The organism is Citrobacter sp. XY323 (genome assembly GCF_025106035.1).
Classification (GTDB): domain Bacteria; phylum Pseudomonadota; class Gammaproteobacteria; order Enterobacterales; family Enterobacteriaceae; genus Citrobacter; species Citrobacter braakii.
In genome coordinates this window covers 311,685-335,430 of sequence record NZ_JANYUK010000001.1, presented here as the reverse complement: position 1 = coordinate 335,430, position 23,746 = coordinate 311,685, and the positions used below count along the sequence as shown (strand labels likewise).

Annotated in this window: 24 protein-coding genes and 1 tRNA gene; 13 read left to right on the top strand and 12 right to left on the bottom strand. The window is 52.6% G+C overall.

Annotated features, from left to right (window positions below):
- Positions 1-21 precede the first annotated feature (21 nt).
- Positions 22-714 carry a two-component system response regulator TorR gene (torR, locus tag N0B36_RS01580; RefSeq protein ID WP_200046368.1) on the top strand — a complete coding sequence of 231 codons (693 nt, stop codon included), beginning with the start codon at positions 22-24 and terminating at the stop codon, positions 712-714.
- Here the strand turns inward: torR and torT are convergent.
- A complete protein-coding gene (gene torT, locus N0B36_RS01575) occupies positions 687-1,718 on the bottom strand; it encodes a TMAO reductase system periplasmic protein TorT (RefSeq protein ID WP_200046367.1) in 1,032 nt (343 codons plus the stop codon). The genes torR and torT overlap by 28 nt on opposite strands.
- Before the next feature lie 82 nt (positions 1,719-1,800).
- On the opposite strand from torT, the gene torS reads away from it, so the two are divergent.
- Complete coding sequence (gene torS, locus N0B36_RS01570; RefSeq protein WP_259685751.1) at positions 1,801-4,587, top strand: TMAO reductase system sensor histidine kinase/response regulator TorS; 2,787 nt, start codon at positions 1,801-1,803, stop codon at positions 4,585-4,587.
- A gap of 8 nt (positions 4,588-4,595) precedes the next feature.
- Here the strand turns inward: torS and N0B36_RS01565 are convergent.
- Both N0B36_RS01565 and N0B36_RS01560 read right to left on the bottom strand, forming a co-directional pair.
- Positions 4,596-4,672, bottom strand: a tRNA-Arg gene (locus N0B36_RS01565).
- A gap of 39 nt (positions 4,673-4,711) precedes the next feature.
- A complete protein-coding gene (locus N0B36_RS01560; RefSeq protein WP_016152134.1) occupies positions 4,712-4,891 on the bottom strand; it encodes a hypothetical protein in 180 nt (59 codons plus the stop codon).
- 37 nt (positions 4,892-4,928) lie between these two features.
- Between N0B36_RS01560 and fimW the strand changes: the two genes are divergently transcribed.
- The 3 genes from fimW (at position 4,929) to fimZ (ending at position 7,850) form a co-directional block, all read left to right on the top strand.
- On the top strand, positions 4,929-5,522 hold the full coding sequence (fimW, locus tag N0B36_RS01555; RefSeq protein ID WP_016155913.1) for a fimbria biosynthesis transcriptional regulator FimW: 594 nt from the start codon (positions 4,929-4,931) through the stop codon (positions 5,520-5,522).
- A 385-nt stretch (positions 5,523-5,907) separates the two neighbouring features.
- Positions 5,908-6,630, top strand: a complete 723-nt coding sequence (locus tag N0B36_RS01550; protein ID WP_047501853.1) for a hypothetical protein — start codon at positions 5,908-5,910, stop codon at positions 6,628-6,630.
- Positions 6,631-7,217: 587 nt separating this feature from the next.
- Positions 7,218-7,850 (top strand): fimbria biosynthesis transcriptional regulator FimZ, encoded by a 633-nt coding sequence (fimZ, locus tag N0B36_RS01545; protein ID WP_016152131.1) that lies wholly within the window; start codon positions 7,218-7,220, stop codon positions 7,848-7,850.
- 49 nt (positions 7,851-7,899) lie between these two features.
- Here fimZ and sfmF read toward each other — a convergent pair whose 3' ends face one another.
- The 6 genes from sfmF to fimA all read right to left on the bottom strand — a co-directional run bounded on the left by sfmF (position 7,900) and on the right by fimA (position 13,969).
- Positions 7,900-8,436 carry a fimbria assembly protein gene (gene sfmF / locus N0B36_RS01540; RefSeq protein WP_200051379.1) on the bottom strand — a complete coding sequence of 179 codons (537 nt, stop codon included), beginning with the start codon at positions 8,434-8,436 and terminating at the stop codon, positions 7,900-7,902.
- The gene (fimH, locus tag N0B36_RS01535) at positions 8,429-9,436 is read right to left on the bottom strand and encodes a type 1 fimbria D-mannose specific adhesin FimH (RefSeq protein WP_047501858.1); all 1,008 of its coding nucleotides are present in this window, start codon (positions 9,434-9,436) and stop codon (positions 8,429-8,431) included. The genes sfmF and fimH overlap by 8 nt, the downstream gene beginning before the upstream one ends.
- 4 nt (positions 9,437-9,440) lie before the next feature.
- Positions 9,441-12,062 carry a fimbrial biogenesis usher protein gene (locus tag N0B36_RS01530; protein WP_047501860.1) on the bottom strand — a complete coding sequence of 874 codons (2,622 nt, stop codon included), beginning with the start codon at positions 12,060-12,062 and terminating at the stop codon, positions 9,441-9,443.
- A gap of 7 nt (positions 12,063-12,069) precedes the next feature.
- On the bottom strand, positions 12,070-12,762 hold the full coding sequence (gene fimC / locus N0B36_RS01525; protein ID WP_016152127.1) for a type 1 fimbria chaperone FimC: 693 nt from the start codon (positions 12,760-12,762) through the stop codon (positions 12,070-12,072).
- Between the two features lie 41 nt (positions 12,763-12,803).
- Positions 12,804-13,337, bottom strand: coding sequence for a type 1 fimbrial protein subunit FimI (gene fimI / locus N0B36_RS01520; RefSeq protein ID WP_016152126.1), 534 nt, complete (start codon positions 13,335-13,337; stop codon positions 12,804-12,806).
- 77 nt (positions 13,338-13,414) lie between these two features.
- Positions 13,415-13,969: a type 1 fimbrial major subunit FimA gene (gene fimA / locus N0B36_RS01515; protein ID WP_032931075.1), complete on the bottom strand. Its 555-nt coding sequence runs from the start codon at positions 13,967-13,969 to the stop codon at positions 13,415-13,417.
- A 575-nt stretch (positions 13,970-14,544) separates the two neighbouring features.
- Here fimA and folD point away from each other — a divergent pair.
- The 3 genes from folD to N0B36_RS01500 all read left to right on the top strand — a co-directional run bounded on the left by folD (position 14,545) and on the right by N0B36_RS01500 (position 16,273).
- On the top strand, positions 14,545-15,411 hold the full coding sequence (gene folD, locus N0B36_RS01510; RefSeq protein ID WP_003021887.1) for a bifunctional methylenetetrahydrofolate dehydrogenase/methenyltetrahydrofolate cyclohydrolase FolD: 867 nt from the start codon (positions 14,545-14,547) through the stop codon (positions 15,409-15,411).
- A 1-nt stretch (position 15,412) separates the two neighbouring features.
- Entirely contained in the window at positions 15,413-15,625 is a 213-nt protein-coding gene (gene ybcJ, locus N0B36_RS01505; protein WP_016152124.1) for a ribosome-associated protein YbcJ, read from the top strand.
- Positions 15,626-15,748: 123 nt separating this feature from the next.
- Positions 15,749-16,273, top strand: a complete 525-nt coding sequence (locus tag N0B36_RS01500; RefSeq protein WP_046276061.1) for a metal-dependent hydrolase — start codon at positions 15,749-15,751, stop codon at positions 16,271-16,273.
- A gap of 93 nt (positions 16,274-16,366) precedes the next feature.
- Here the strand turns inward: N0B36_RS01500 and cysS are convergent, their stop codons facing one another.
- The gene (gene cysS / locus N0B36_RS01495) at positions 16,367-17,752 is read right to left on the bottom strand and encodes a cysteine--tRNA ligase (protein ID WP_006685638.1); all 1,386 of its coding nucleotides are present in this window, start codon (positions 17,750-17,752) and stop codon (positions 16,367-16,369) included.
- Between the two features lie 173 nt (positions 17,753-17,925).
- On the opposite strand from cysS, the gene ppiB reads away from it, so the two are divergent.
- The 5 genes from ppiB to mnmH all read left to right on the top strand — a co-directional run bounded on the left by ppiB (position 17,926) and on the right by mnmH (position 22,075).
- The gene (gene ppiB, locus N0B36_RS01490) at positions 17,926-18,420 is read left to right on the top strand and encodes a peptidylprolyl isomerase B (protein ID WP_003021875.1); all 495 of its coding nucleotides are present in this window, start codon (positions 17,926-17,928) and stop codon (positions 18,418-18,420) included.
- Positions 18,421-18,422: 2 nt separating this feature from the next.
- Positions 18,423-19,145 (top strand): UDP-2,3-diacylglucosamine diphosphatase, encoded by a 723-nt coding sequence (gene lpxH, locus N0B36_RS01485; RefSeq protein WP_259685713.1) that lies wholly within the window; start codon positions 18,423-18,425, stop codon positions 19,143-19,145.
- Positions 19,146-19,318: 173 nt separating this feature from the next.
- The gene (gene purE, locus N0B36_RS01480; protein ID WP_016152120.1) at positions 19,319-19,828 is read left to right on the top strand and encodes a 5-(carboxyamino)imidazole ribonucleotide mutase; all 510 of its coding nucleotides are present in this window, start codon (positions 19,319-19,321) and stop codon (positions 19,826-19,828) included.
- A complete protein-coding gene (purK, locus tag N0B36_RS01475; RefSeq protein ID WP_259685702.1) occupies positions 19,825-20,892 on the top strand; it encodes a 5-(carboxyamino)imidazole ribonucleotide synthase in 1,068 nt (355 codons plus the stop codon). The genes purE and purK overlap by 4 nt, the downstream gene beginning before the upstream one ends.
- 97 nt (positions 20,893-20,989) lie before the next feature.
- Positions 20,990-22,075, top strand: coding sequence for a tRNA 2-selenouridine(34) synthase MnmH (gene mnmH, locus N0B36_RS01470; RefSeq protein WP_259685694.1), 1,086 nt, complete (start codon positions 20,990-20,992; stop codon positions 22,073-22,075).
- Here mnmH and N0B36_RS01465 read toward each other — a convergent pair whose 3' ends face one another.
- Positions 22,076-22,735, bottom strand: a complete 660-nt coding sequence (locus tag N0B36_RS01465; RefSeq protein WP_003831085.1) for a methionine ABC transporter permease — start codon at positions 22,733-22,735, stop codon at positions 22,076-22,078. It abuts the gene before it with no gap.
- Complete coding sequence (gene sfbB / locus N0B36_RS01460; protein WP_259685689.1) at positions 22,728-23,744, bottom strand: virulence-associated ABC transporter ATP-binding protein SfbB; 1,017 nt, start codon at positions 23,742-23,744, stop codon at positions 22,728-22,730. Before sfbB ends, N0B36_RS01465 begins: the two co-directional genes overlap by 8 nt.
- Positions 23,745-23,746: the final 2 nt, after the last annotated feature.

Sequence of the window (23,746 nt, the reverse complement as noted above, 5' to 3'; positions counted from 1 at the left end):
CAGAAAGAGACAACAACCAGGATGTCGCATCACATTGTCATTGTTGAGGATGAACCCGTTACCCAGGCACGATTACAGGCTTATTTTGAACAGGAAGGTTATCACGTCTCGGTCACAGCCAGTGGAGCCGGCCTGCGTGAAATCATGTCACAACACTCTGTCGATCTTATTCTGTTAGATATCAATCTCCCGGATGAAAATGGCTTAATGCTGACCCGCGCCCTGCGTGAACGCTCAACGGTGGGGATCATCCTGGTAACGGGTCGTAGTGACCAAATTGACCGTATCGTTGGCCTGGAAATGGGGGCTGATGATTATGTCACCAAGCCGCTGGAGCTACGTGAACTGGTGGTGAGAGTGAAAAATTTACTCTGGCGTATCGACCTTGCCCGCAAGGCGCGACCGGAGGCTAAAGACAACTGCTATCAGTTTGCCGGGTATTGTCTGAACGTCTCCCGTCATACTCTGGAACTGGGCGACGAGGCAATCAAACTCACCCGCGCCGAGTATGAAATGCTGGTCGCGTTTGTCACCAATCCGGGGGAAATTCTCAGTCGCGAACGTTTACTGCGCATGCTTTCGGCGCGACGGGTAGACAATCCGGACTTACGCACCGTGGACGTACTGATCCGCCGTTTACGCCACAAGCTGCGGGCTGATTTACTGGTGACACAGCACGGGGAAGGCTATTTTTTAGCGGCCGACGTGTACTGATACAGATAAACAGGACGGAATCCGCCGGGTGACAACGAGCACTTTACATGCTGGCTGTCGGCATTTTTCGGGGTGAGCACCAGGATCGGTGGGCTGATATTTTCCGGCACCGGTTGTCCTTGTAATACTCTGATAGCCTGCTGAATCGCCAGTTCACCTTGCCAGACCATTTGATCGCTGGCAGCCATAATGATTCTTTCGCGTTTAAGCCCGCGATACACCTGATGCGACAGATAAAAAGAGACGACAGTTAACGGCGCGCCCTGATTGCGCTTCTCCCCCATTGCCGCTTCCGCAGCAATTGCCGTACCGGCCACCACGTCGGCATCCGGGTGACGCTCAAGCATCTCCTGCAACAGATTACGCTGTATTTCAATATCATTATCGCCCAACGCCACATCCACGATGCGCACCTGACTGCCGGCAATCGCCTGACGGAATCCGGCCACCATCTCACGACTGCCCCCGGCGTCATCAGGTCCTGGCAATAATAAGACCTTTAGCTGTTTGCCCGCGCTCCACTTAACCAAATAGCGGCCTGGCTGATAACCCATCTGGAACCACGGAACCCCAACCCGGGCTTTTACCGTTGCGTCATGGATAGCATTCACCACCTCGATAACCGGTAGCGTGCCAACCTGTGCCTGCAAATCCGGAAAAGTCGTCGTGCTGCTGCCCAACAAAATGGCATCCGCGCCCCATTGCTGGCATTGAGCGATTTGTGATTTTTGCGTGTCGAACTGGCGATACCCTCCCGCCTCGAGCACCTTCAGGCTTACGCCGTATTTTTTCGCCGCCTCCAGCATGCCGTAATTCACGGAAAGCCAGTAGGAATCCTTCAGGCTGGGATACAGCGCGCACAGTTTCCAGACTTTGTTTGCAGTAACGTCCGTTAGCGGCTCCGGCACTGCCTGCTGGGTATCCTGCCAGCGCAGCAGTGCGGACCCGGTCGCGTGACCTAAGCCGGGAAAAAGTGTGATAAGCAGGAAAACCAATACGCGCATGATAGCCTCAACATTGATAAGGCTTTATCCTAGTTGCTTTCCTCTTTTGGACTCAACCTTTTTAATCTGTGGCGACCCGACAGTGAATTTATCTCTGACCAAACGACTGTGGATAGGCTTCGGGCTGATGGCGGCACTGACCCTCATTAGTACGCTGGTTGGCTGGTATAACCTGCGTTTTGTCAGCCAGGTTGAGCAGGCCAATACCCAGGCGCTGATCCCGACCATGGACATGGCGCGCCAGCTCAGCGAAGCCAGCGCCTGGGAACTGTTTTCCGCGCAGAATCTGACCACCGCAGATAATGAAAATATGTGGCTGGCTCAGGGGCGTATGTTAACCGCCCAAAGCCTGAAAATTACCGCTTTACTGAAAACCCTGCGCGAGCAGGGCTTTGATACGTCGGCCATTGAACAACAGGAAAAAGAGATCGCCCAGTCGTTAAGCCATCAGGGGGAGTTGGTTGGCGAACGTCTGAAACTGCGCAATCGGCAGCAACAGCTCAGCCAACATATTGTTGAGGCTACCGCCGACGTTGCCGAAATGGCGCGCGGTCAGGCCAGTAATGCCGCCACCTCGGCGGGCGCTACGCAGGCAAGCATTTATGACTTGATTGAGAGCCATCAGGGGCAGGCGGCGGAACACGCTCTCGACAGGCTTATCGATATCGATCTGGAATATTATAACCAGATGAATGAACTGCGCCTGAGCGCGCTACGCGTGCAGCAAATGGTGATGAATCTGGGGAATAACCAGGCGCAGAATAACCTTGCAGCGCTGGAAACCCAGCTTAATGCCGCCGTCAGAGTGCTTCACCGCCGACAAATACGCATTGAAGATCCGATGGTACGCACTCAGGTTGCCGGCGCTGTAAATTCGATAAGCCGTTATGTCGATCTGCTGGCCCTGTATCGTCAGGATAATGACATCACCACCCGCTTACAGATCTTATCGCAGAACAATATCGAGCAATTTACCCGTTTCAGTAGCGAAGTCAGTCAGTTGGTAGAAATCATTGGCCAACGCAATCAGACCGGGCTGGCGCATCTCAAACAGGCCAGCCAGCGCGGGCAAACGCTGCTGCTGCTGTTAGGTGCGGTGTCATTGTGCTTGTTAATTCTCATTCTTTGGCGCGTAGTTTACCGCTCGGTGACGCGTCCGTTGGCGCAGCAAACCCAGGCGTTACAGCGTCTGCTTGAAGGTGATATTGACTCCCCATTTCCGGAAACCGCGGGCGTTCGCGAACTGGATACCATCGGGCGGTTAATGGACGCCTTTCGCGGCAGCGTTCACGCCCTTAATAGCCATCGCGAACATCTGGCCGCTCAGGTAAAAGCTCGCACCGCCGAACTGCGTTCTATGGTGTCTGAACACCGGCAGGCGCGGGCAGAAGCCGAAAAAGCCAACCAGGCAAAATCGGCGTTTCTGGCCGCCATGAGCCATGAAATACGCACCCCGCTGTATGGGATCCTCGGCACTGCGCAGTTGCTCTCAGACAATCCCGCTCTGGCGCAGCATCAGGAGAATCTGCGCGCAATCACTGACTCTGGCGAGTCTCTGCTGACCATCCTCAACGATATCCTGGACTATTCCGCCATCGAAGCGGGCGGAAAAAATGTGGCGATCGGCGATGAACCTTTTGAGCCCAGACCCTTGCTGGAAAGTACGCTTCAGCTCATGCACGGTCGCGTTGTGGGTCGCCCGGTCGTGCTGGTTACGGATTTTGCCGACGATGTCCCCGACTCCCTACGCGGCGATCCGCGCCGCATTCGGCAAATCATAACTAACCTATTAAACAACGCGCTGCGCTTTACCGATCGCGGACACATCACCCTGCGTAGCCGATGTAAAGACCAGGACTGGTATATTGAGGTTGAGGACACGGGATGCGGGATTGACCCTGTCCATCAGCGAGATATTTTTCAGCCGTTTGTTCAGGTTAGCGGTAAACGTGGGGGGACCGGGCTTGGACTCACTATCAGTGCCAGCCTTGCGCAGGCGATGCAGGGAGAACTGAGCGTCACCAGTACGCCGGGAGTCGGAAGCTGCTTTCGTCTGCGTCTGCCATTACGGGCTGGCGCGATGCCGGTAGCTAAATCCGTTCCACGTGCCATATCGTTACAGGGTTTACGCTTACTGCTAATCGAGGATAACCCCCTCACGCAGCGCATCAGTACAGAAATGCTCACCCTCAATGGCGCCCAGGTCACGGCTGCAGACAGTGCGGCTGCGGCGCTCACCATACTGCAGCAAGACACCCAGTATAATGCCGCGCTGGTTGATTTTGATCTTCCGGATATCGACGGCATCACGCTGGCGCAACAGTTAACCCGCGAGTTTCCGACGTTAAAGCTTGTGGGCTTTAGCGCACACGTCATCGACGAAACGCTAAGCCAAAGAACCAGCACCCTGTTTCTCGGCGTTATTCAAAAACCGGTTCCCCAGGATGAACTCAGTCGGCTCATTACCCATTATCTGCACGGTTACGCCCCTCTCCCGGTTGCATTAGAAAATGACAACCAGCGGTTAGATACCCAGCAATTAGCCGGGGATATCCAGCTAATGGGATGGCAAAAGGTGCACGAATGGTTAGCGCTCTTTAAGCAACACACCCTTCCTGTATTAGATGAGATTGACGCAGCGCGTGCAGCATGTGAGTACGAGAAGATAAAACGTCTGGCACATCAGCTAAAAAGCAGCTGCGCCAGCATGGGGATGCGTTCTGCCAGCAGGATGTGCGCAGCGCTTGAACAGCAGCCGCTAGCTGATTTTTCACTCAGAGAGGAAGTACAACTAAGTCTTACAGAAGTGGAAATGTGGTTGGCAAAAGAAAATTTGTCGCGATTAGCCGAAGCTGAACATCAGAAGTGACGTTGAAATGGTACGCCCTGTAGGATTCGAACCTACGACCTACGGCTTAGAAGGCCGTTGCTCTATCCAACTGAGCTAAGGGCGCATTGCGAAGTGATTACTTCATGCAGATGAAACGCGTGAATTATACGGTCAGCGCTTGCTGAGTCAATGCCTTTTGTTTCGGTTGCTGGCGAAGTGTACGAATGTTGATTTTTTCTGCTCGTTCAAAGGTATCCAGGAAATCACCTGGTAACAACTCAGCCCGCAAAACGTCAGATTTAGGGATGCATGTATTTAGAATATTTATGATTTTGCTTAACATTCCTTTATCCCCTCTCCAGTGGTTCAGGAACTCTTTAATGTTAAGTATCGCCATCAAGGAAGAAAACAGTCACTTCGAACATGGGCTGAAAATCATCATCTCCCATCTGGCAAATCAGTGGCATCAGGAGATTAGCTTTTTACCTGTCGAAGATATCGATCGCGCTGAAATCGCGTTTATCTCACTGGATGAAGATTGGCTCAGCGCCGATTGTTACATGGTTCCTGTCCACACCAGGCGCCAACACCGGGTGGTCATCTGTAGCAAAAACGACAAAGATAAGCTGATGTTCCGCCCCTGCCTGTACATGTTGCCACTGATTTATCGGGAAGATGACGTAGACGAGATAACCAAAAAACTGGTCCTCATCCTGCAAAAACGCGCACTGCGCACTAGCGTGCCCGCGACTATCTGCCATTACTGCACCACCCGCAACTTTTCTATCGAAGAACGCCAGTTCTTAATGTTTCTCGCCAGCGGGTATACGTTAGCCGAAACGGCTCACCTGCTCTCAGTCAGCGATATCCAGGCCAAAGCGACCCGCCGCAGCATTATGAAAAAGTTGCATGTGAAAAACGATCAGCAATTCTTAAGATACATCCGCGCACATCTGAACTTTCTGCAAAATTAGACGGGGTATCTCTGCCTAATTTTTATTGAGAAATATCTCATCATCGATTAAGCATCGGCTCCTACTGTACCTGGCTTCAGGCTGCGAGAATAATCCGGCCATACTATTTCCGGGGAAAAAGAAAGACACACCCGGTAATATTTTATCTAATCTCAGAGAGAGGTTGAACTGGATAAAACGATCTTTTGGGCATTGAGTAAGACATCAGAAAACTTCCGGCAAATTATTCTGATGGGGTACGCAATCGCCAGTCTGATGATTGTTGAAGCACTGAAACCCAACGGCATAAGTCAACTCACCTTTGCGCTGACAAAAGTTTGGTTCAGGGATGTCTGTAGTCAGCAATTTATCCAGACCTGCCGCAACAGAAATGGAATGGAAAAGGATGCACAGTGCAAAACGCCGGGACCGCTATCGCCGTATACGAAACGCTAACTGTAGCTGGCAATTTCCCCACTGTACCTCACAGGTATTTGACCGGATCGAGTATCTGGCGCAAAAACTCGAATGCACCTTACCAGACGGCACTATATCTCAGGCGATAATTACGACAGACTACTATCTGGCCTATGCGCTGAGTCGACATTTATTCTCAGGTACTCGCACGGCGATCTTCCAGAGCGTTGAATCGACCTTGCTCAGCATGCAAGAGCCGGTAATTAGCCAGTTAGTGATTGACATTGAAAGCTTAACAACCCCTTATTTCGATATACTTGAAAGCCTGCGCCAGCTAATTAAGAAGCATAATGACATCCAAATCTTCATAATGCTTTCCAGTCGCGATGAAGACCTCACTACATTTATTACACTGTCCGGTCCATTTTATATCTTGCCACGCAATTTGCGCCTCCCCGAGATGCGTCATGCCTTATTATCTCCGGTTCTTAGCTATATTCATTCCAGACGCATAAATCAGCTCGACTGGGAGCTGATTACCTTACTATTACAGGGTAACTCCTTAAAAAAGATTGCATTGTTACAGACACAACCCTATCACCGTATCATTTATCGCCTGAATCAGTTGATTACGCGCCTTGGATTACCCAGCAGGCAGCGCTTTTTGCATCTGATACACCGCCTCAACGTTACCTCTACCCATTTAATTTAACACCATAACTCATTGTGCTATAAGATTTTTTAGGAAATTACTTATTTTCAAATAAGAAAACAGATCTAATTTTTACAAATATTTAATATTTACAACTATTCCTGGTATTATGCCTGGAGCCACTCCCACACTTAACCTTACTGATCCTGTGCATTTCAATAGAAAATAGTCCCATTGCAGTCTTAACAAAACCTAAACAATTGGTTTATTGTGTCGTTTTTACTGTTTAAAAAAAATTTTCAATCTGCCATAATTCGAACCGCAGATAAATAATACCAATAGTCATTAACACATCTGGATCTTTCAGAATATCCTAACTGACATTAACAACCGGGATGTTGTAAGTCTTTTCCGAATGAGCAGAGCAGGTATAATCCCCACAGTTTCCTGATTAATTGTTAGTTTTCCCGGTGTGAAATGGATTTTCCACAAATTCATTGTTCTGCAGAAGAACAACCGAATAAACAAGGATGAAATAATATTTATTCGGCTCTCCCTCAGAACAATTCTTGGCTATTTGACAATATTATAACGCCTGATGTTTTATCAAATTCGCAAGATACGCAAACAGTTTGAGGCATACAACAATGAAACCAGCATCCGTTATCATTATGGACGAACACCCTATTGTCAGAATGTCGATAGAAGTACTACTCGAGAAAAACAGTAATATTCAGGTAGTGTTGAAAACCGATGACAGCCGTACGGCAATAGAACACCTGCGCACGTACCCTGTCGATCTTGTCATCCTGGATATTGAACTGCCTGGTTCTGATGGGTTTACATTACTCAAAAGAATAAAGTCATTGCAGGAGAAAACTCGGGTACTGTTTCTGTCCTCAAAATCCGAGTCGTTTTATGCCGGGCGTGCTATCCGGGCCGGTGCAAATGGGTTTGTCAGTAAACGAAAGGATCTCAATGATATCTACAATGCGGTAAAAATGATTTTATCGGGATATTCCTTTTTCCCTTCGGATACCCTTAATTTCATTAACAATATAAATGCACAAAAAGGCGTCTTACATGACATGCCGCTCTCTAACCGTGAAGTTACCGTTTTGCGTTATCTGGCAAACGGGCTATCCAATAAGGAAATTGCTGAGCAGTTGTTACTCAGCAATAAAACGATTAGCGCTCACAAGGCTAATATCTACTCCAAGCTCGGGTTGCACACCATCGTTGAGCTGATCGATTACGCAAAAATGCATGAATTAATGTAATAACACTCCCGGCGAGATTTCGTTCGGGAGTGTTTTGTTAGCGCATTGATTAGTTATAGTTAATCATGAACGTGGCATCAGCCTTGGCAATGCCAGGCTGAACCCCAGCAGCTAACGCGATATAGTTTGCGAAAAAGGTCAGCGTGGCGTTGCCGTTGTCATCAATCCCCACGGTCTGGCTGGCCTGCTCGAGCGGCAATCGCGTACGGTCGCTGTCGTGCAGTTCGATCGCCACCTTTTGCGCCATCACCGCGTCATCAAGCGCCAGCAACGTCGTGCCCGGGGCCGGAGTTCCGGAAAACGTTATCGAAGCGGAACCCGGCGGGCAGCCTTCTAGCTTCAGCGTAAACGCGACCGGTTGAGTGGTATCTCCGCTGGTCTGAAGCTGCTTTGTCGGCCAGGTGCCTAGCTCCACAGACTTATTGCTGTCGCCGGCAATTACCGCGCAGGTAAAGTCCACCACGTTACCGCGCAGTTCAATATTGATTTCCCCCAGCGACGAAGCGGCATGGCACAACGAGCTGAATGTCAGCAGGCACACCATTGCCAGAAGTGTCCCTGCGGCTGGCGTTTGTTTGTTAGTCATAATCCACTCGCAGATAGCCACGGGCTGTAAAAGGTCCTTCGGTAGGCTTATTGCCCGTTACGCTGACCGGCCATGTTCGGATCCCCACGCTCGCCGCGGCGTTATCATCCAGTTGAAACGGGATAGTGCTGGACAGATTATTGGGCGTTAGCGGTTTACCGCTGCTGTCGGCGACAATAAAACCTAAATCGGGATTGTCAGATACCATCATTTGCCCGGTGGCTTTCTCGGCCTCTACACGCATGGTTAAGTAGGCCTGTGCAGCGACGTTGGTGCATTTTATCGCCACCGTTTTGGTCTGCGGATTGATGCCTTCAGGCCGGTTTCCCGCTCCTGCCTTGCTAAACAGCGATGCGCCAATATCACCAAAATCAAACTCAACAATCTGCCCAGCGTTTACTTCGCAGTTTTGTGGAACCTCCACCTTGCCGCTGTAGCTGATGGTATAAACCGGCACGCTTAGCGCATCTCCGGTACTGGTCGTGACATAGACGCTAAACATCGTCTGCCGCGGAATCGGCACCATGTTAATAAACGGGCGGATCACTTTGAGCTTAAACACCAGCTTTGAATCCATCACGCCAAAAGGCTGCTGCTTAGGTACGTTTGGGTGAGTCCCCATGCGAATGTAATTACGCGGGGGATAAAATAACCCGGCATAGTCATCAGTTATGCTCATGGCCCCCAGCAGGTAGTCATTGAGCTTCAGATACTGAAAACCGCCTTCGGTACTTTGCACCGGAAGTTCAGTGGCATAGCTTCGATAGGTGTAATTTACCGTTGTCCCGGCCGGACAGGTGGCCTTCACGCCAACCCAGCCAGATTTTTCCGGTAACGTCACCACCTGTCCCGGCTGGTTGTTACTACTGTTAAAGACATTCGACAGATCGTAAAAAACATCCGTTGACGTGCCATTCGAGTTTTGGCAGACCGTCGCCCAGGACGAATGGGTCATCAGCAGTAAAGCGCTTCCCAGTAACAAACCCGTTTGTCGTTTCATCGTATTATTCCTGTCGTGCTGACGGAGATTCGCACGTCACGTTCGTGAGCGTTACCGCTTGTTTCAGGCTCTCCTCTGGCAAGGCATAGCGCGCCACGCAGCGCGCGTTTGCGCCTTCCCCCCATTGGATCAACAACTCGCCTTTTAGCGGCAGGCCGCTCAGGTAGATTTGCCCGTCTTCACCCACCATGCTGGTCACGCCGCTGGTGTTTTCACGCACGACGGAGCCAAACGGCACTGGTTTACCGGCATGTTTGGCGGTAATCAGCGCCCGCACACCGATTCGTGTATCAAACGCCGCCCGCACCAGCGCCCCTTTCGTTGGCACTACGCTACTGACGTTATTCTCCACATCGGTATTGTTGTTCATGGAATTGGTGTCTAACGCGACGCGGTTATAGCGATAGACGGTGGCATATGGCATCACCGCGTATCCGCGCCAGTCGGTTTGAACGCCGGTCTGGTTCTCTATCCGTACACCCTGCGCGCCCGGCGCTTTAATCAGCACGTTGGTATCGCCCAGAGGCTGACTGAGCGTAATGCCGTCCGCATGCCCCACTACGCCGCCGGAGAGCTGCCAGTTGTAGTCATGCTGGTCACGGTCGTAGTTGTAACCCACGCCCAGCGTACCGTAGGCCGCCTGCCAGTTGGCGCTGGCGTTTCCGCTATAGCCATTGGTGCTGCTGTGCCCCTGATTCACGCTGTAGCTCAGGTTGCGCCCATCCAGCAACGTACCGCCGATCCCGCTCTGCCAGCTGTTCTGTCCGTTGCTATTACGGTTGGCATTAAAGGTGGCGTAGGTGCGATCGAGGGCGTTATCACGCGAGTAACGCCGTCCGCTCAGCAGGCTGAACGGTACTGACATATTGAACGCCAGAATACGGTCGGTGTCGGAGATGCCAACCGATTCATTCCACGACCAGGAGAGTGAATAGCTAATCCCCTGCCAGCCGCTGGCATAACCCAGTTGATACCAGGTATTGGTGTCTGAAGTATTCCAGTACGTCTGCTGACTACCCGAGATATACAGCGATCCGTAATCCCCCAGATTCTGCGAAATGTTGATCTGGAAACGACCCTTTTTGCTGTAGCTCAGGTTGTGGTAACTCGTCACATTGGGCACGTCGTGGCGATTGCCCTCACTGTCGTATTCGTACTCATAGCCTTCCATACTGCGATACGCCACATCGTCGAGGGTATAGAAGCCACGCGTTGAGTAGCGATACCCCAACAGCTGGAAGTTAGTGCCAAAATTGTTCAGCGATTTCGCATACAAGAAACGTAGCGACTGCCCCTGGTGCGTACTGTCATCCGCCAGTTGGCTGCGCGCATGGGTAAGATCGACAGAAACCGCCCCCCAGTCCCCCAGGTTTCGACCGGTGCCTAAAACCACCGCGGTGTAACGTGAGGCCAACTGCGTACCACCGTATGCGGTATAGCCCTCTGGTAACCCGGCAATTAATGTTCCCTGGAAAAAGAACGGTGAAGATTGCTGGCTATTGCCGCTGCGAAAATCCCCGGCGACAACGTCATATTTGAAACGCCCTTCTCGTTGTAATAAGGGAACGGTGGAGTACGGCACCGTATAGCGTTGCTGGCTGCCGTCTTTCTCATCCACCGTGACCTCAAGATCACCGCTGGATGACGTTGGGTTGAGATCGGTTATCGAGAAAGCGCCGGGTGAAACATAGCTTTGATAAATTACATAGCCATTCTGACGAATGGTCAGTTTTGCTGCGGTACGCGCAATGCCGCGCACGGTAGGCGCGTAGCCCTGTAAGCTGTCGGGATACATACTGTCTGAGGAATAGAGCCGCGCACCGCGAAACCCGACGCTGTCAAAAACGTCGTTGCCAGTGTTGCTGTCGCCCATCACCAGTTCGCCCTTCAGCGGGATAATTGCGCGCTGAAGCCATGTACCGATGTTTTTCCAGCTTTGTGAGTGGTATCCGTCGCCCTTGGAGTAGCTCCACGCACCGTTGTTTCTCAACCGCCAGGGGCCATAGTTCAGACCACTGAGCATACTGAGGAAGTAACTGTCAGTATCACTGCCGCGGCTGCCGGTAAAGCTGTAGTTAACCAGCGCGGCCGGGATCCCTTCATCCCACTCTTCCGGTGGAATATAGCCGCGCGCGCTGTTTAACATTGACGCCTGTGGCAGGCTGACGTTTAAGCGCAGGGTAGAAAAATCAAACGCAATCTCGCTGCCGGGAATCGCCTCAGGTAGATTGATACAGGTATCGTTCGGATCCTTACTGAGTGCCGGAAACGCGGCGATATTGACGCCAAGGCGCTTTACCCAGTCGAGTCCAAAGCACGGCATCAGCCCACCGGACTTCTCCCCGGCTTTTGCCGCACTGGTAGTAAAACGAATATCCTGAGTGGCAACAAACTCATCGTTGCGCCAGATATCCACGCGATAAACGCCTTCAGGCTGGTGATTGCCTTTTTCAAAACGTGATAAATCCGCCACGGTTGCCGTATCCGCAGATAAAAAGGCCGGATTAAAATAGCTTTCCCCATAGCTTAGAGAGGGAAAGAGCGCCGCCAGCGTGGACAACGCCACCCCCGCCAGCGGTGGCGTAACCCCCGGTAACAGGCCAGGAAAATACGTTGTCTTATTCATCGTTATCTCAACGCACACTAACCGTTTTGGCCGGGGTCACAGCGCCATAATCATTGACCGTCTGGAACGTGACGTTGCCCTGAACGCCCGTGGGTAGCAGGACCTGCGCATCGCTTTTCGGCGCAACCATCACGTTATCGACCTTCGTTTTCCCCACATTGAGATTGACCAACGTGACGTAATACGCTGACGGATTGTTGATTTTCAGGTGGTTGCCGGAGCGGGAAAAGGTCAGCATTCCTGGTGCATCTTCCGGGATTTGCGGCAGATTATTCGGACGAACGAAAAGTTTGATGCGTGACAGAATCGCCAGTTGCAGAACGTTTTTGCCCTCAAGGCTGTTTTTATTGACTGACGGAATGGCTTTGACGTTCATCCAGAACAGCGACTCACGGTCTTTGGGCAGCGGTTCACCGGCATAGATGATACGCAGCGTGTTTTCGCTTTTGGGTTCGCTAACAAACAGCGGAGGCGTAACCACAAACGATTTTTCTTTAGCGCCGGCGCTATTCTCAATCCATGAATTTACCAGGTAACGTTCTTTGGTATCGCTATTGCTAATAGACAGGGACGTTTGTTTGGCATCGGCCGGATAAATAACGCGAGTGGCGCCTAATGCAATGCCTCCGGCAGCCTGAACACTGGCAGCAGAAAATAAGGCCAGTAAAAGGATAAAACCTGATTTTAGATAATTAAACATAGCTAAAAATACCTTTGATGCGATTATCGTTGGGAAATAAATCAGGGATAAACCAACGTAAACCACACGTCTGAGCGAAGCGTTCCCGGCGTTATATTTTCCGAGACAGCCCGATAGCGGGCAGTGAAATGAAACGTCATCTCTTGCGTTATAATCGGCGCATAATGAAGCGGCAGGGCATTCGGTATAATTTGCCGTTGGCGCTCGTCAAATAACGCCAGACCAATCCCCGAAGCCGCAGACGCATCGCCGCTGGCAAGAAAAACCTGCGGATCTTCCGCTGGCGTCACGCCCGCAAACGCAATCCCAACATGGTCATAAACATCGGAGCTGCACGACGTTAAGCGCAGTGAAAACGGTACGCTGGTAGAGGCGAAGCTTCCCGTCCCAGAGAAAGCATTGGTGCGATACTGCCCCATTTGCACCCGCATATCCTGACTGTCAGTGGCGACCGTACAGGCGCCGTTGACGAGCTGTCCCCGTAAGTGGACGCGGCCACTTTCCAGTATTACCGTATGTGAAAGCACAGGCATTACGCACAGCATTCCCGCCAGCGCCACGCCTTTCCCTATCATCTGCCGCATCCTTCATCATCCCCGGATATTGCCTCATCCATTGAGGCGAACGTCTTCCTTGCGCAAATCAAAACGGCTTATTCGTACTTCATGATGAACGTCGCGTCGGCATTTGCCTGACCCGGCGTTGCGCTTGCGGCAGTGGCTTTGTAACGCGCAGAGAAACGCAGGGTGTTGGTCCCTTCTACCAGCGCCTGAGCGGTAGAGAAGGTTGCGCCATCCGGCTTCAGCGCGGTGGACGTATTGTCCAGAATTTCAATCCCAACACCGCCCGCAGTGGTACCGTTGTCTGCAGAAGAGACGGCCAGCAGATTGTTATTGGTATTATCGGACTGGCCAGAGAAAGCAACGGCTGCGGTTGCGGCAACGTTCGGGTCACAGTCGTTCAGCACGATAGAGAACGGAATTTGTGCTGTAGTGTCACCCACTGCGGCAAAACTGGCAGTACGATACTGGCCTAACGTCACAACCTGATCGGATGACTGAGTACTGACTGCACAGGCTGCATTGACCAGTTCACCTTCAAAATGCACAGTACCGCCGCTAACGCTTACCGGATCGGCTGCAACCGCTGCACCGGCGACTAACATCAGGCTGGCAATAACAGAAGAGGTCATTAATTTACGTTTCATGGATTTCCCTTGAATTACACACATACGGCTCCGGCATCCTGCGGGATCCGTTTGAATCATTATCGACATTAAATGTCAGGCTAATTATCTCTGCATCCTGTAAAGATATATATCGCATGAGAATTAGCTAACCTTTTACCCCAACTCTCCTGAGTATTTGATTCACTAATTATTCCTCGCGAATATGACTATTCGTCACAGCGATAAATTAAACATTTCAATTAATGAAAAATACCTGCAAATCCTTTTAATGACCCTGGCTAATTCTTAATGGGACCCAGGAAAAATCTGGGTGGGAATGAGGTAAAATCCCTCATAATTAACCGTAACAGACTGGTTTGTGGCGCATTACCCCTGAAAATACCAGGGTGATGAGTTGTTTCATTCACGTTAATTTTGATTAGCATGCTCATTAATTATCCGCAAGGCTTATGCCTTTGTCCTGACCCCATTCGCAGATCGTGACGCCCCCTGGCGCACGTAAAAATGCAAACGAAAACTGACAGCACGTCCCGCTTCTGACAAAATAGCGGCATCCCCTTCGATTTAACGTAACAGACGGAATCCTCTCTCTGATGGCAGCAAAGATTATTGACGGTAAAACGATTGCGCAGCAGGTGCGCTCTGAGGTTGCTCAAAAAGTTCAGGCGCGTTTAGCGGCTGGATTACGCGCCCCAGGCCTGGCTGTTGTGCTGGTAGGTAGCAACCCGGCTTCGCAGATTTATGTCGCGAGTAAACGCAAAGCCTGTGACGAGGTGGGGTTTGTCTCCCGCTCCTATGACCTGCCTGAAACCACCAGCGAGGCGGAGCTGCTCGAGCTGATCGATACGCTCAATGCAGATACCACCATCGACGGTATTCTGGTCCAGCTACCGTTACCTGCGGGTATCGACAACGTTAAAGTTCTCGAGCGTATTGCGCCGGATAAAGACGTTGACGGTTTCCACCCGTATAACGTTGGTCGCCTGTGCCAGCGTGCGCCGCGCCTGCGCCCGTGTACTCCGCGCGGTATTGTGACTCTGCTTGAGCGTTACAATATCGACACCTACGGTCTGAATGCGGTCGTTATTGGCGCGTCGAATATTGTTGGCCGCCCGATGAGCATGGAGCTGCTGCTGGCTGGCTGCACCACCACCGTCACCCACCGGTTCACCAAAGATCTGCGTCGCCATGTAGAGCATGCAGACCTGCTGATTGTTGCCGTCGGCAAACCTGGCTTTATTCCCGGCGAGTGGATCAAAGAAGGTGCGATTGTGATTGATGTCGGCATCAACCGTCTGGAGAATGGTAAGGTTGTTGGCGATGTGGTCTTTGAAGATGCTGCCGCACGCGCGTCATATATCACGCCGGTACCCGGCGGCGTAGGCCCAATGACGGTCGCCACACTTATCGAAAACACGCTGCAGGCGTGTGTTGAATATCATGATGTAAAGGACGTTTAAGATGGCGACATTTTCACTGGGTAAACACCCACACGTTGAACTCTGCGATTTACTGAAGCTGGAAGGCTGGAGCGAAAGCGGCGCCCAGGCAAAAATTGCTATTGGCGAAGGGTTAGTGAAGGTCGATGGTGCGGTAGAAACGCGTAAACGCTGCAAAATCGTTGCCGGACAGACCGTCAGCTTTGAAGGCCACAGCATTAACGTCGTGGCGTGATCCCAGGAGCCGGATGAGGTTAACCCCTGTCCGGCCACTTCCGCTCTCCTTTTCAGATAATGACTTCATCACCACTTCACAGTGAACTGTTAGCATGTTGTTTTTCCACACGAAGCGATCATCATGCCAACAATCGTTACCCACGCTGCCGTTCCTCTCTGTTTAGGATTAGGTCTCGGGCGTAAAGTCATCCCCCCGCAATTACTGTTTACTGGCGTCATTTTGGCTATGCTGCCGGATGCCGACGTACTGTCGTTTAAGCTTGGCGTCGCCTACGGCAACGTGTTTGGTCACCGCGGTTTTACCCATTCGCTGCTGTTCGCCTTCGTGGTGCCGCTGCTCTGCGTATGGATGGGTCGACGATGGTTTAAGGCAGGCTTAATTCGCTGCTGGCTATTCCTGACGGTTTCACTGCTGTCGCACAGCCTGTTGGATTCGGTCACCACTGGCGGCAAAGGCGTCGGCTGGCTGTGGCCGTGGTCGGATGAACGCTTCTTTGCACCGTGGCAGGTGATTAAAGTCGCCCCGTTTGCGCTATCACGCTACGCCACACCATACGGGCACCAGGTGATAATTTCGGAGTTGATATGGGTATGGCTACCGGGAGTTATGATGATGGGTGTGCTGTGGTGGTATCGGAAATATTAATTTGCCGGATGCGGCACACAGTGTCTTATCCGACCGACATTCGTACATTGATTGCCGGACAGGGCGCGAGCCGCCATCCGGCAATCAATATCATTACTTACGGCGCCAGGTAGTGCCCTGCGGGCCATCTTCCAGCACGATACCCATCTCATTGAGACGGTCACGCGCGGCGTCAGCTGCCGCCCAGTCTTTGGCTTTACGGGCATCCAGACGCTGCTGGATTAACGCTTCAATTTCAGCAACTTCACCGTCATCCGCCTGCGCACCGCTTTGCAGGAATGCTTCGGGCTCCTGTTCCAGCAGGCCCAGCACGCTGGAAAGCTTACGCAGATGCGAAGCCATACCGTTAGCCGCCGCCATATCTTCACCCTTCAGGCGGTTAACCTCACGCGCCATATCAAACAGCACGGAGTAGGCTTCCGGCGTATTGAAGTCATCGTCCATCGCTTCAATGAAGCGTGCTTCAAAGGCTTCGCCACCGGCTGGAGCAACGGACTTATCGGTGCCGCGCAGCGCGGTATACAGACGCTCCAGCGCAGAGCGCGCCTGCTTCAGGTTCTCTTCGCTGTAGTTTAACTGGCTACGGTAATGACCAGACATCAGGAAGTAGCGAATGGTTTCGGCGTCGTAGTATTTCAGCACGTCACGCACGGTAAAGAAGTTGCCCAACGATTTGGACATTTTCTCCCGGTCAACCATCACCATCCCGGAGTGCATCCAGTAATTAACGTATTCACCGTCATGCGCACAGGTGGACTGAGCGATTTCGTTTTCATGGTGCGGGAACATCAGATCCGAACCACCGCCATGAATATCAAAATGGTTGCCCAACTGTTTGCAGTTCATCGCCGAACATTCGATGTGCCAGCCAGGACGACCCGCCCCCCACGGAGACGGCCAGCTCGGCTCGCCTTCTTTGGACATTTTCCACAGCACGAAGTCCATCGGGTTGCGCTTCACATCAACCACATCAACGCGTGCGCCCGCCTGCAGCTGATCCAGATCCTGGCGTGACAGCTGACCATAGTTCGGGTCAGTCGGCACGTCGAACATCACGTCGCCGTTATCAGCGACATAAGCGTGACCTTTGGCAATCAGCTGTTCAGTGATTTCAATGATCTCAGCGATATGGTGCGTAGCGCGCGGCTCCAGATCCGGACGCAGAATATTCAGCGCGTCGAAATCGCTATGCATTTCCGCGATCATTCTGTCGACCAACGCCACAAAGCTCTCGCCATTTTCATTCGCGCGCTTGATAATTTTGTCATCAATATCAGTAATGTTGCGCACATACTTCAGCTTATAGCCGAGGAAGCGCAGATAGCGCGCGACAACGTCGAAAGAAACGAAGGTACGTCCGTGGCCAATATGACAGAGATCGTAAACGGTAATACCACACACGTACATGCCGACTTCCCCGGCATGAATAGGTTTGAATTCCTCTTTTTGGCGCGTCAGTGTATTAAAGATTTTTAACATCGAAGATTCCGTGTAGACGTGTGTGGATAGTAAAGTCTGTATAATACCCATAATTTAGACCGGAAGCAGCACACTTTGCGAGGTGATCGCAGCTTGCGGTTATGCTATAACACACCCCTAACTCTGACCCTTCACGGGGTCGAAGCACCAATCTATCGGAACAGGATGCAAAAATGGTTACTTTCCACACTAATCACGGCGATATCGTAATCAAAACGTTTGATGATAAAGCGCCTGAAACAGTTAAAAACTTCCTGGACTACTGCCGCGAAGGTTTTTACAACAACACCATTTTCCACCGTGTTATTAACGGTTTCATGATCCAGGGCGGCGGTTTCGAACCTGGCATGAAGCAAAAAGCCACGAAAGAAGCGATCAAAAACGAAGCGAACAACGGTCTGAAAAACACCCGTGGTACGCTGGCGATGGCGCGTACTCAGGCTCCGCACTCCGCAACCGCACAGTTCTTCATCAACGTTGCAGACAACGACTTCCTGAACTTCTCCGGCGAAAGCATGCAGGGTTGGGGTTATTGCGTGTTTGCCGAAGTTGTTGAAGGCATGGACGTGGTTGATAAAATCAAAGGCGTTTCCACTGGTCGCAGCGGTATGCACCAGGATGTGCCAAAAGAAGACGTCATCATCGAAAACGTGACCGTCAGCGAGTAATCGTGACGACACTGTTTATTGCAGATCTTCACCTCTGCACAGAAGAACCGGCGATCACCGCCGGTTTTCTGCGTTTTTTAGCCGGTGATGCGCGAAAAGCTGATGCACTGTACATTCTCGGCGATCTGTTTGAAGCCTGGATTGGCGACGACGACCCAACCCCACTGCATCATGAAATAGCCGCGGCGATAAAATCACTGGTTGATTCTGGCGTTCCCTGCTTTTTTATTCACGGCAACCGAGATTTTCTGCTCGGCAAACGTTTTGCCCGTGAAAGCGGCATGAGCTTGCTGCCTGAGAAAAAAGTACTCAACCTGTATGGCCGCAAGGTATTGATCATGCATGGCGACACTTTGTGTACCGACGATGCAGGCTATCAGGCGTTTCGCGCCAAAGTACATCAACCCTGGCTACAGAAGCTGTTCCTCTCCCTACCTCTGTTCGTTCGCCAACGTATCGCCGCGAAAATGCGCGCCAACAGCAAAGCGGCCAACAGCAGCAAGTCACTGGAGATCATGGATGTGAATCCGCAGGCCGTCATCACCGAGATGGAAATGCATCAGGTCCAGTGGTTAATTCACGGCCACACCCACCGCCCGGCAGTCCACGAACTTACGGCCAATGAACAACCCGCTTTCCGCGTGGTATTAGGCGCATGGCACATCGAAGGGTCGATGATCAAAGTCACGCCAGATGACGTTGAACTGATCGCATTTCCGTTTTAATTCCGCAGATATCCAGTTCCTCTTTACACAAAACTCGTTGCGATGTAGCCAACTACAGAGGCTGCCTGAAGGGTGAAGTGTAAAGCGCGCAATCGTTTTCCTTGACGGCGAATTATGCTATTCTCTGTGGCCTCAAAAGTCGAGTGTAGTGCATCACAGGAGTTTTCAGACGCATGTCTTCCCGCAATAACCCGGCGCGTGTCGCCATCGTGATGGGGTCCAAAAGCGACTGGGCTACCATGCAGTTCGCCGCCGAAATCTTCGAAATTCTGAACGTGCCGCATCATGTTGAAGTCGTCTCCGCCCACCGCACCCCTGACAAGCTGTTTAGCTTCGCCGAAAGCGCAGAAGAGAACGGCTATCAGGTGATCATTGCCGGTGCGGGTGGCGCTGCACATCTGCCGGGCATGATTGCGGCTAAAACGCTGGTGCCTGTTTTAGGCGTCCCGGTGCAAAGCGCGGCGCTGAGCGGCGTAGATAGCCTTTACTCCATCGTACAGATGCCGCGCGGTATTCCGGTCGGAACGCTGGCTATCGGCAAAGCGGGCGCGGCAAATGCGGCCCTGCTGGCAGCACAAATTCTGGCAACACACGACAAAGCATTACACCAGCGTCTGAACGACTGGCGCAAAGCACAAACCGACGAGGTGCTGGAGAATCCGGACCCGCGAGGTGCGGCATGAAGCAGGTCTGCGTACTCGGTAACGGTCAGCTAGGGCGCATGCTGCGCCAGGCCGGTGAGCCGCTGGGCATTGCGGTCTGGCCCGTCGGGCTGGATGCCGAACCAGCAGCGGTCCCTTTTCAGCAAAGCGTAATCACCGCTGAGATTGAGCGCTGGCCGGAAACGGCGCTCACCCGCGAGCTCGCGCGCCACCCGGCATTTGTCAACCGCGACGTTTTCCCGATTATTGCCGACCGTCTGACGCAAAAGCAGCTTTTTGACAAGCTCGGCCTGGCAACTGCGCCGTGGCAGTTGCTGGCAGATAAAAGCGAATGGCCTGCAGTATTCGACAAACTCGGTGAGTTGGCGATCGTGAAACGTCGCGTCGGCGGTTACGACGGTCGTGGGCAGTGGCGTTTGCGCGCAAATGAAACCGAACAACTGCCGGACGACTGCTACGGCGAGTGCATTGTTGAGCAGGGAATCAACTTCTCTGGTGAAGTCTCATTGGTTGGCGCTCGTGCGCACGACGGTAGCACCGTCTTCTATCCGCTGACCCATAACCTGCACCAGGACGGCATTCTGCGCACCAGCGTGGTCTTCCCGCAGGCTAACGCCAAACAGCAGAAACAGGCCGAAGCGATGCTCTCAGCCATCATGCAGGAGCTGGGCTATGTCGGCGTGATGGCGATGGAATGTTTCATCACCCCGGAAGGTCTGCTGATTAACGAACTGGCTCCACGCGTGCACAACAGCGGGCACTGGACGCAAAACGGTGCCAGCATCAGCCAGTTTGAGCTGCACCTGCGCGCCATTACCCACCTGCCGTTACCCACGCCGGTAGTGAACACTCCTTCGGTGATGGTAAATCTGATTGGTAGCGACCTGAACTATGACTGGCTGAAGCTGCCGCTGGTGCATCTGCACTGGTATGACAAAGAGGTGCGTGAAGGGCGTAAGGTGGGACACCTGAACCTGAGCGACAGCGATACCGCGCGTCTTAGCGCGACGCTGGAAGCGCTTATCCCCCTGCTGCCGCCGGAATATGCCAGCGGTATTATCTGGGCGCAGTCAACGCTGAAATAAGCCATTAATGCCGGGGATTTGATTTTATCCTTCCCCGGCCCCTCCTCTGGCGCGTAAAATCCCCTCCATTGCTGTTTTTGTATTTTCAGGATCACACATGAACGATGGAACGGACTATCGCGCAATTTTGCTCGCTGGTACGCCTATAATCGATGTACGCGCCCCCGTCGAATTTCTGCAAGGCGCAATGCCGGGCGCAATCAACCTTCCCCTGATGAACGATGACGAACGTGCCGCCGTGGGTACCTGTTATAAACGTCAGGGACCCGAGGCAGCCCTCACGCTCGGCCATCAACTGGTCTGCGGCGAGACTCGCCAACAACGTATGAAGGCCTGGCTGGATGCCTGTCGTCAAAATCCTGCGGGTTATTTATGCTGCGCGCGCGGCGGTCAGCGTTCGCACATTGTGCAGCAGTGGCTGCACGAGTCCGGGATTGACTACCCGCTGATACACGGCGGCTACAAAGCCCTGCGTCAGGCGGCGATTCAGCTGACTGAAGAATTAGTGCAAAAGCCGATCGTCTTAATTGGCGGCTGTACCGGGAACGGTAAAACGCAGTTGGTGCAACAGCAGCCGAACGGCGTGGATCTCGAAGGTCTGGCGCACCATCGCGGTTCCTCGTTTGGTCGCACCATTGAACCGCAGTTGAGTCAGGCGAGTTTTGAAAACCTGCTGGCGGTCGAAATGCTCAGAACCGACAGCCGTCAGGATCTGCGTCTGTGGGTACTGGAAGATGAAGGCCGCATGATCGGGGCTAATCATCTGCCCGAATGCCTGCGCGAACGCATGACCCAGGCATCTATTGCAGTGGTGGACGATCCTTTTGAGCGTCGTCTGGAGCGACTGCGCGAAGAGTATTTCGTGCGGATGCACCACGATTTTACCCATGCTTATGGCGAGAGTCAGGGCTGGCAGGAGTATAGCGAGTATCTGCACCACGGCCTGTTTGCTATTCGCCGCCGTCTGGGTTTACAACGTTTTGCCGAGCTGACCGCCCTGCTCGACGTGGCTCTGCGCGAACAGCAAGCGACGGGCAGTACCGACGCCCATATGAGCTGGCTGGTACCGTTGCTCAACGAGTATTACGACCCGATGTATCGTTATCAACTGGAAAAGAAAGCCGCGAAAGTCGTCTTTCGCGGCACATGGCAGGACGTTGCCGGATGGCTTAACGCACAGTGATCAGTGTCTGTCGCGCTTATCCGCGCGTTTCGCCAGCCAGTCGCCCAGCACCTGAACGACCTGCACCAGAATAATCAGCGCCACCACGGTGACGATCATGACCTGGGTTTCGTAGCGGTAATAACCAAAGCGAATCGCCAGGTCGCCTACCCCACCGCCACCAACGATTCCGGCCATCGCGGAGTAACCGATCAGACTCACCAGCGTTATCGTCAACCCACGCAGCAGACCCGCGCTCGCTTCAGGTAACAGAACGGTGCAGATGATGCGCATCGGGCTGGCGCCAAAGGCTTCCGCCGCTTCAATAATGCCTTTATCGACTTCGCGCAGTGCGCTGTCGACCAGACGGGCATAAAAAGCGATTGCCGCCACCGAGAGCGGGACCGACGCCGCAATCGGCCCAATGGTATTTCCGAGTAAAAACTGGGTGAGCGGCAGCAGCAGCACCAGCAGGATCACAAACGGCACCGAACGGATGATATTCACCAGCACGGAGCTGAGCAGATACACAAAACGGTTTTGCCAGAATAAATGCCGGTCGGTGACGAAAATAAGAAAACCGAGCGGCAGACCGCCAATAATCGCCAGCACCGTAGAGATACTTAGCATCTGAAAGGTTTCATTAAACGCCAGCGTCAAATCAGGCAATAAATCATCCACGAATCACCTCCACCTGTGCCGTGCGTTGACGAATATGTTCCACGGCGACATCCACCGCAGAAGGGTTATGCGGCGCGGTCAGTTGCACCACCAGAATCCCCAGCGCACGCTCGCCGATATATTCAATTTTGCCGTGCAGAATGTTCACCGCCACACCAAATTTAACCGCGACTTCTGACAACACCGGCTGTTCCGCCGAATCGCCGATGAACAGAATTTTCAGCAACTGGCCAGGCAAATGCTGGCGCAAGCGTTCGGGTAGCGTCAGATTGAGGGTATGCGACACCAGTTGCTGCGTGAAAGCGTGCTGCGGGTGAGCAAAAACGTCAAACACTTCACCGGACTCCACCACCTTGCCGCCGGACATCACCGCCACACGATCGCAAATCGATTTGATCACGTTCATCTCGTGAGTGATCAGCACGATCGTGATCCCCAGCTGTTGGTTGATCTGCTTAAGCAATGCCAGAATAGTGGCCGACGTTTCCAGATCCAGCGCAGAGGTCGGTTCATCACACAGCAGCACATCCGGGTGATTGGCAATCGCACGGGCAATACCAACGCGCTGCTTTTGCCCGCCGCTGAGCTGCACAGGAAAGCGGTTCGCCTTGTCAGACAGCCCCACCAGCGTCAGGATTTCGCTGACGCGTGGGCCAATTTTACTGCGCTCCCATCCGGCAGCCTTCAGGCTGAAAGCGACGTTTTGCGCCACGGTACGGGTATGCATCAGATTAAAATGCTGAAAAATCATCCCAATACGCTGACGGGCTTTACGTAGTTGCGCCCCTTCCAGCGCGGAAATTTCTACGCCGTTAACCTTTACGCTTCCCAGGCTTGGTCGCGTTAAGGCGTTCAGGGTGCGCAGCAGCGTACTTTTCCCCGCGCCGCTGGTCCCGACAATGCCAAATATCTCACCTGCGCCTATGCGCAAGCTGACGTAATCAACCGCCCGGGTTGATGGTCCACGGCCTGCGCTAAAATCCACGCAAACCTTTTCTATCTCAATCATAG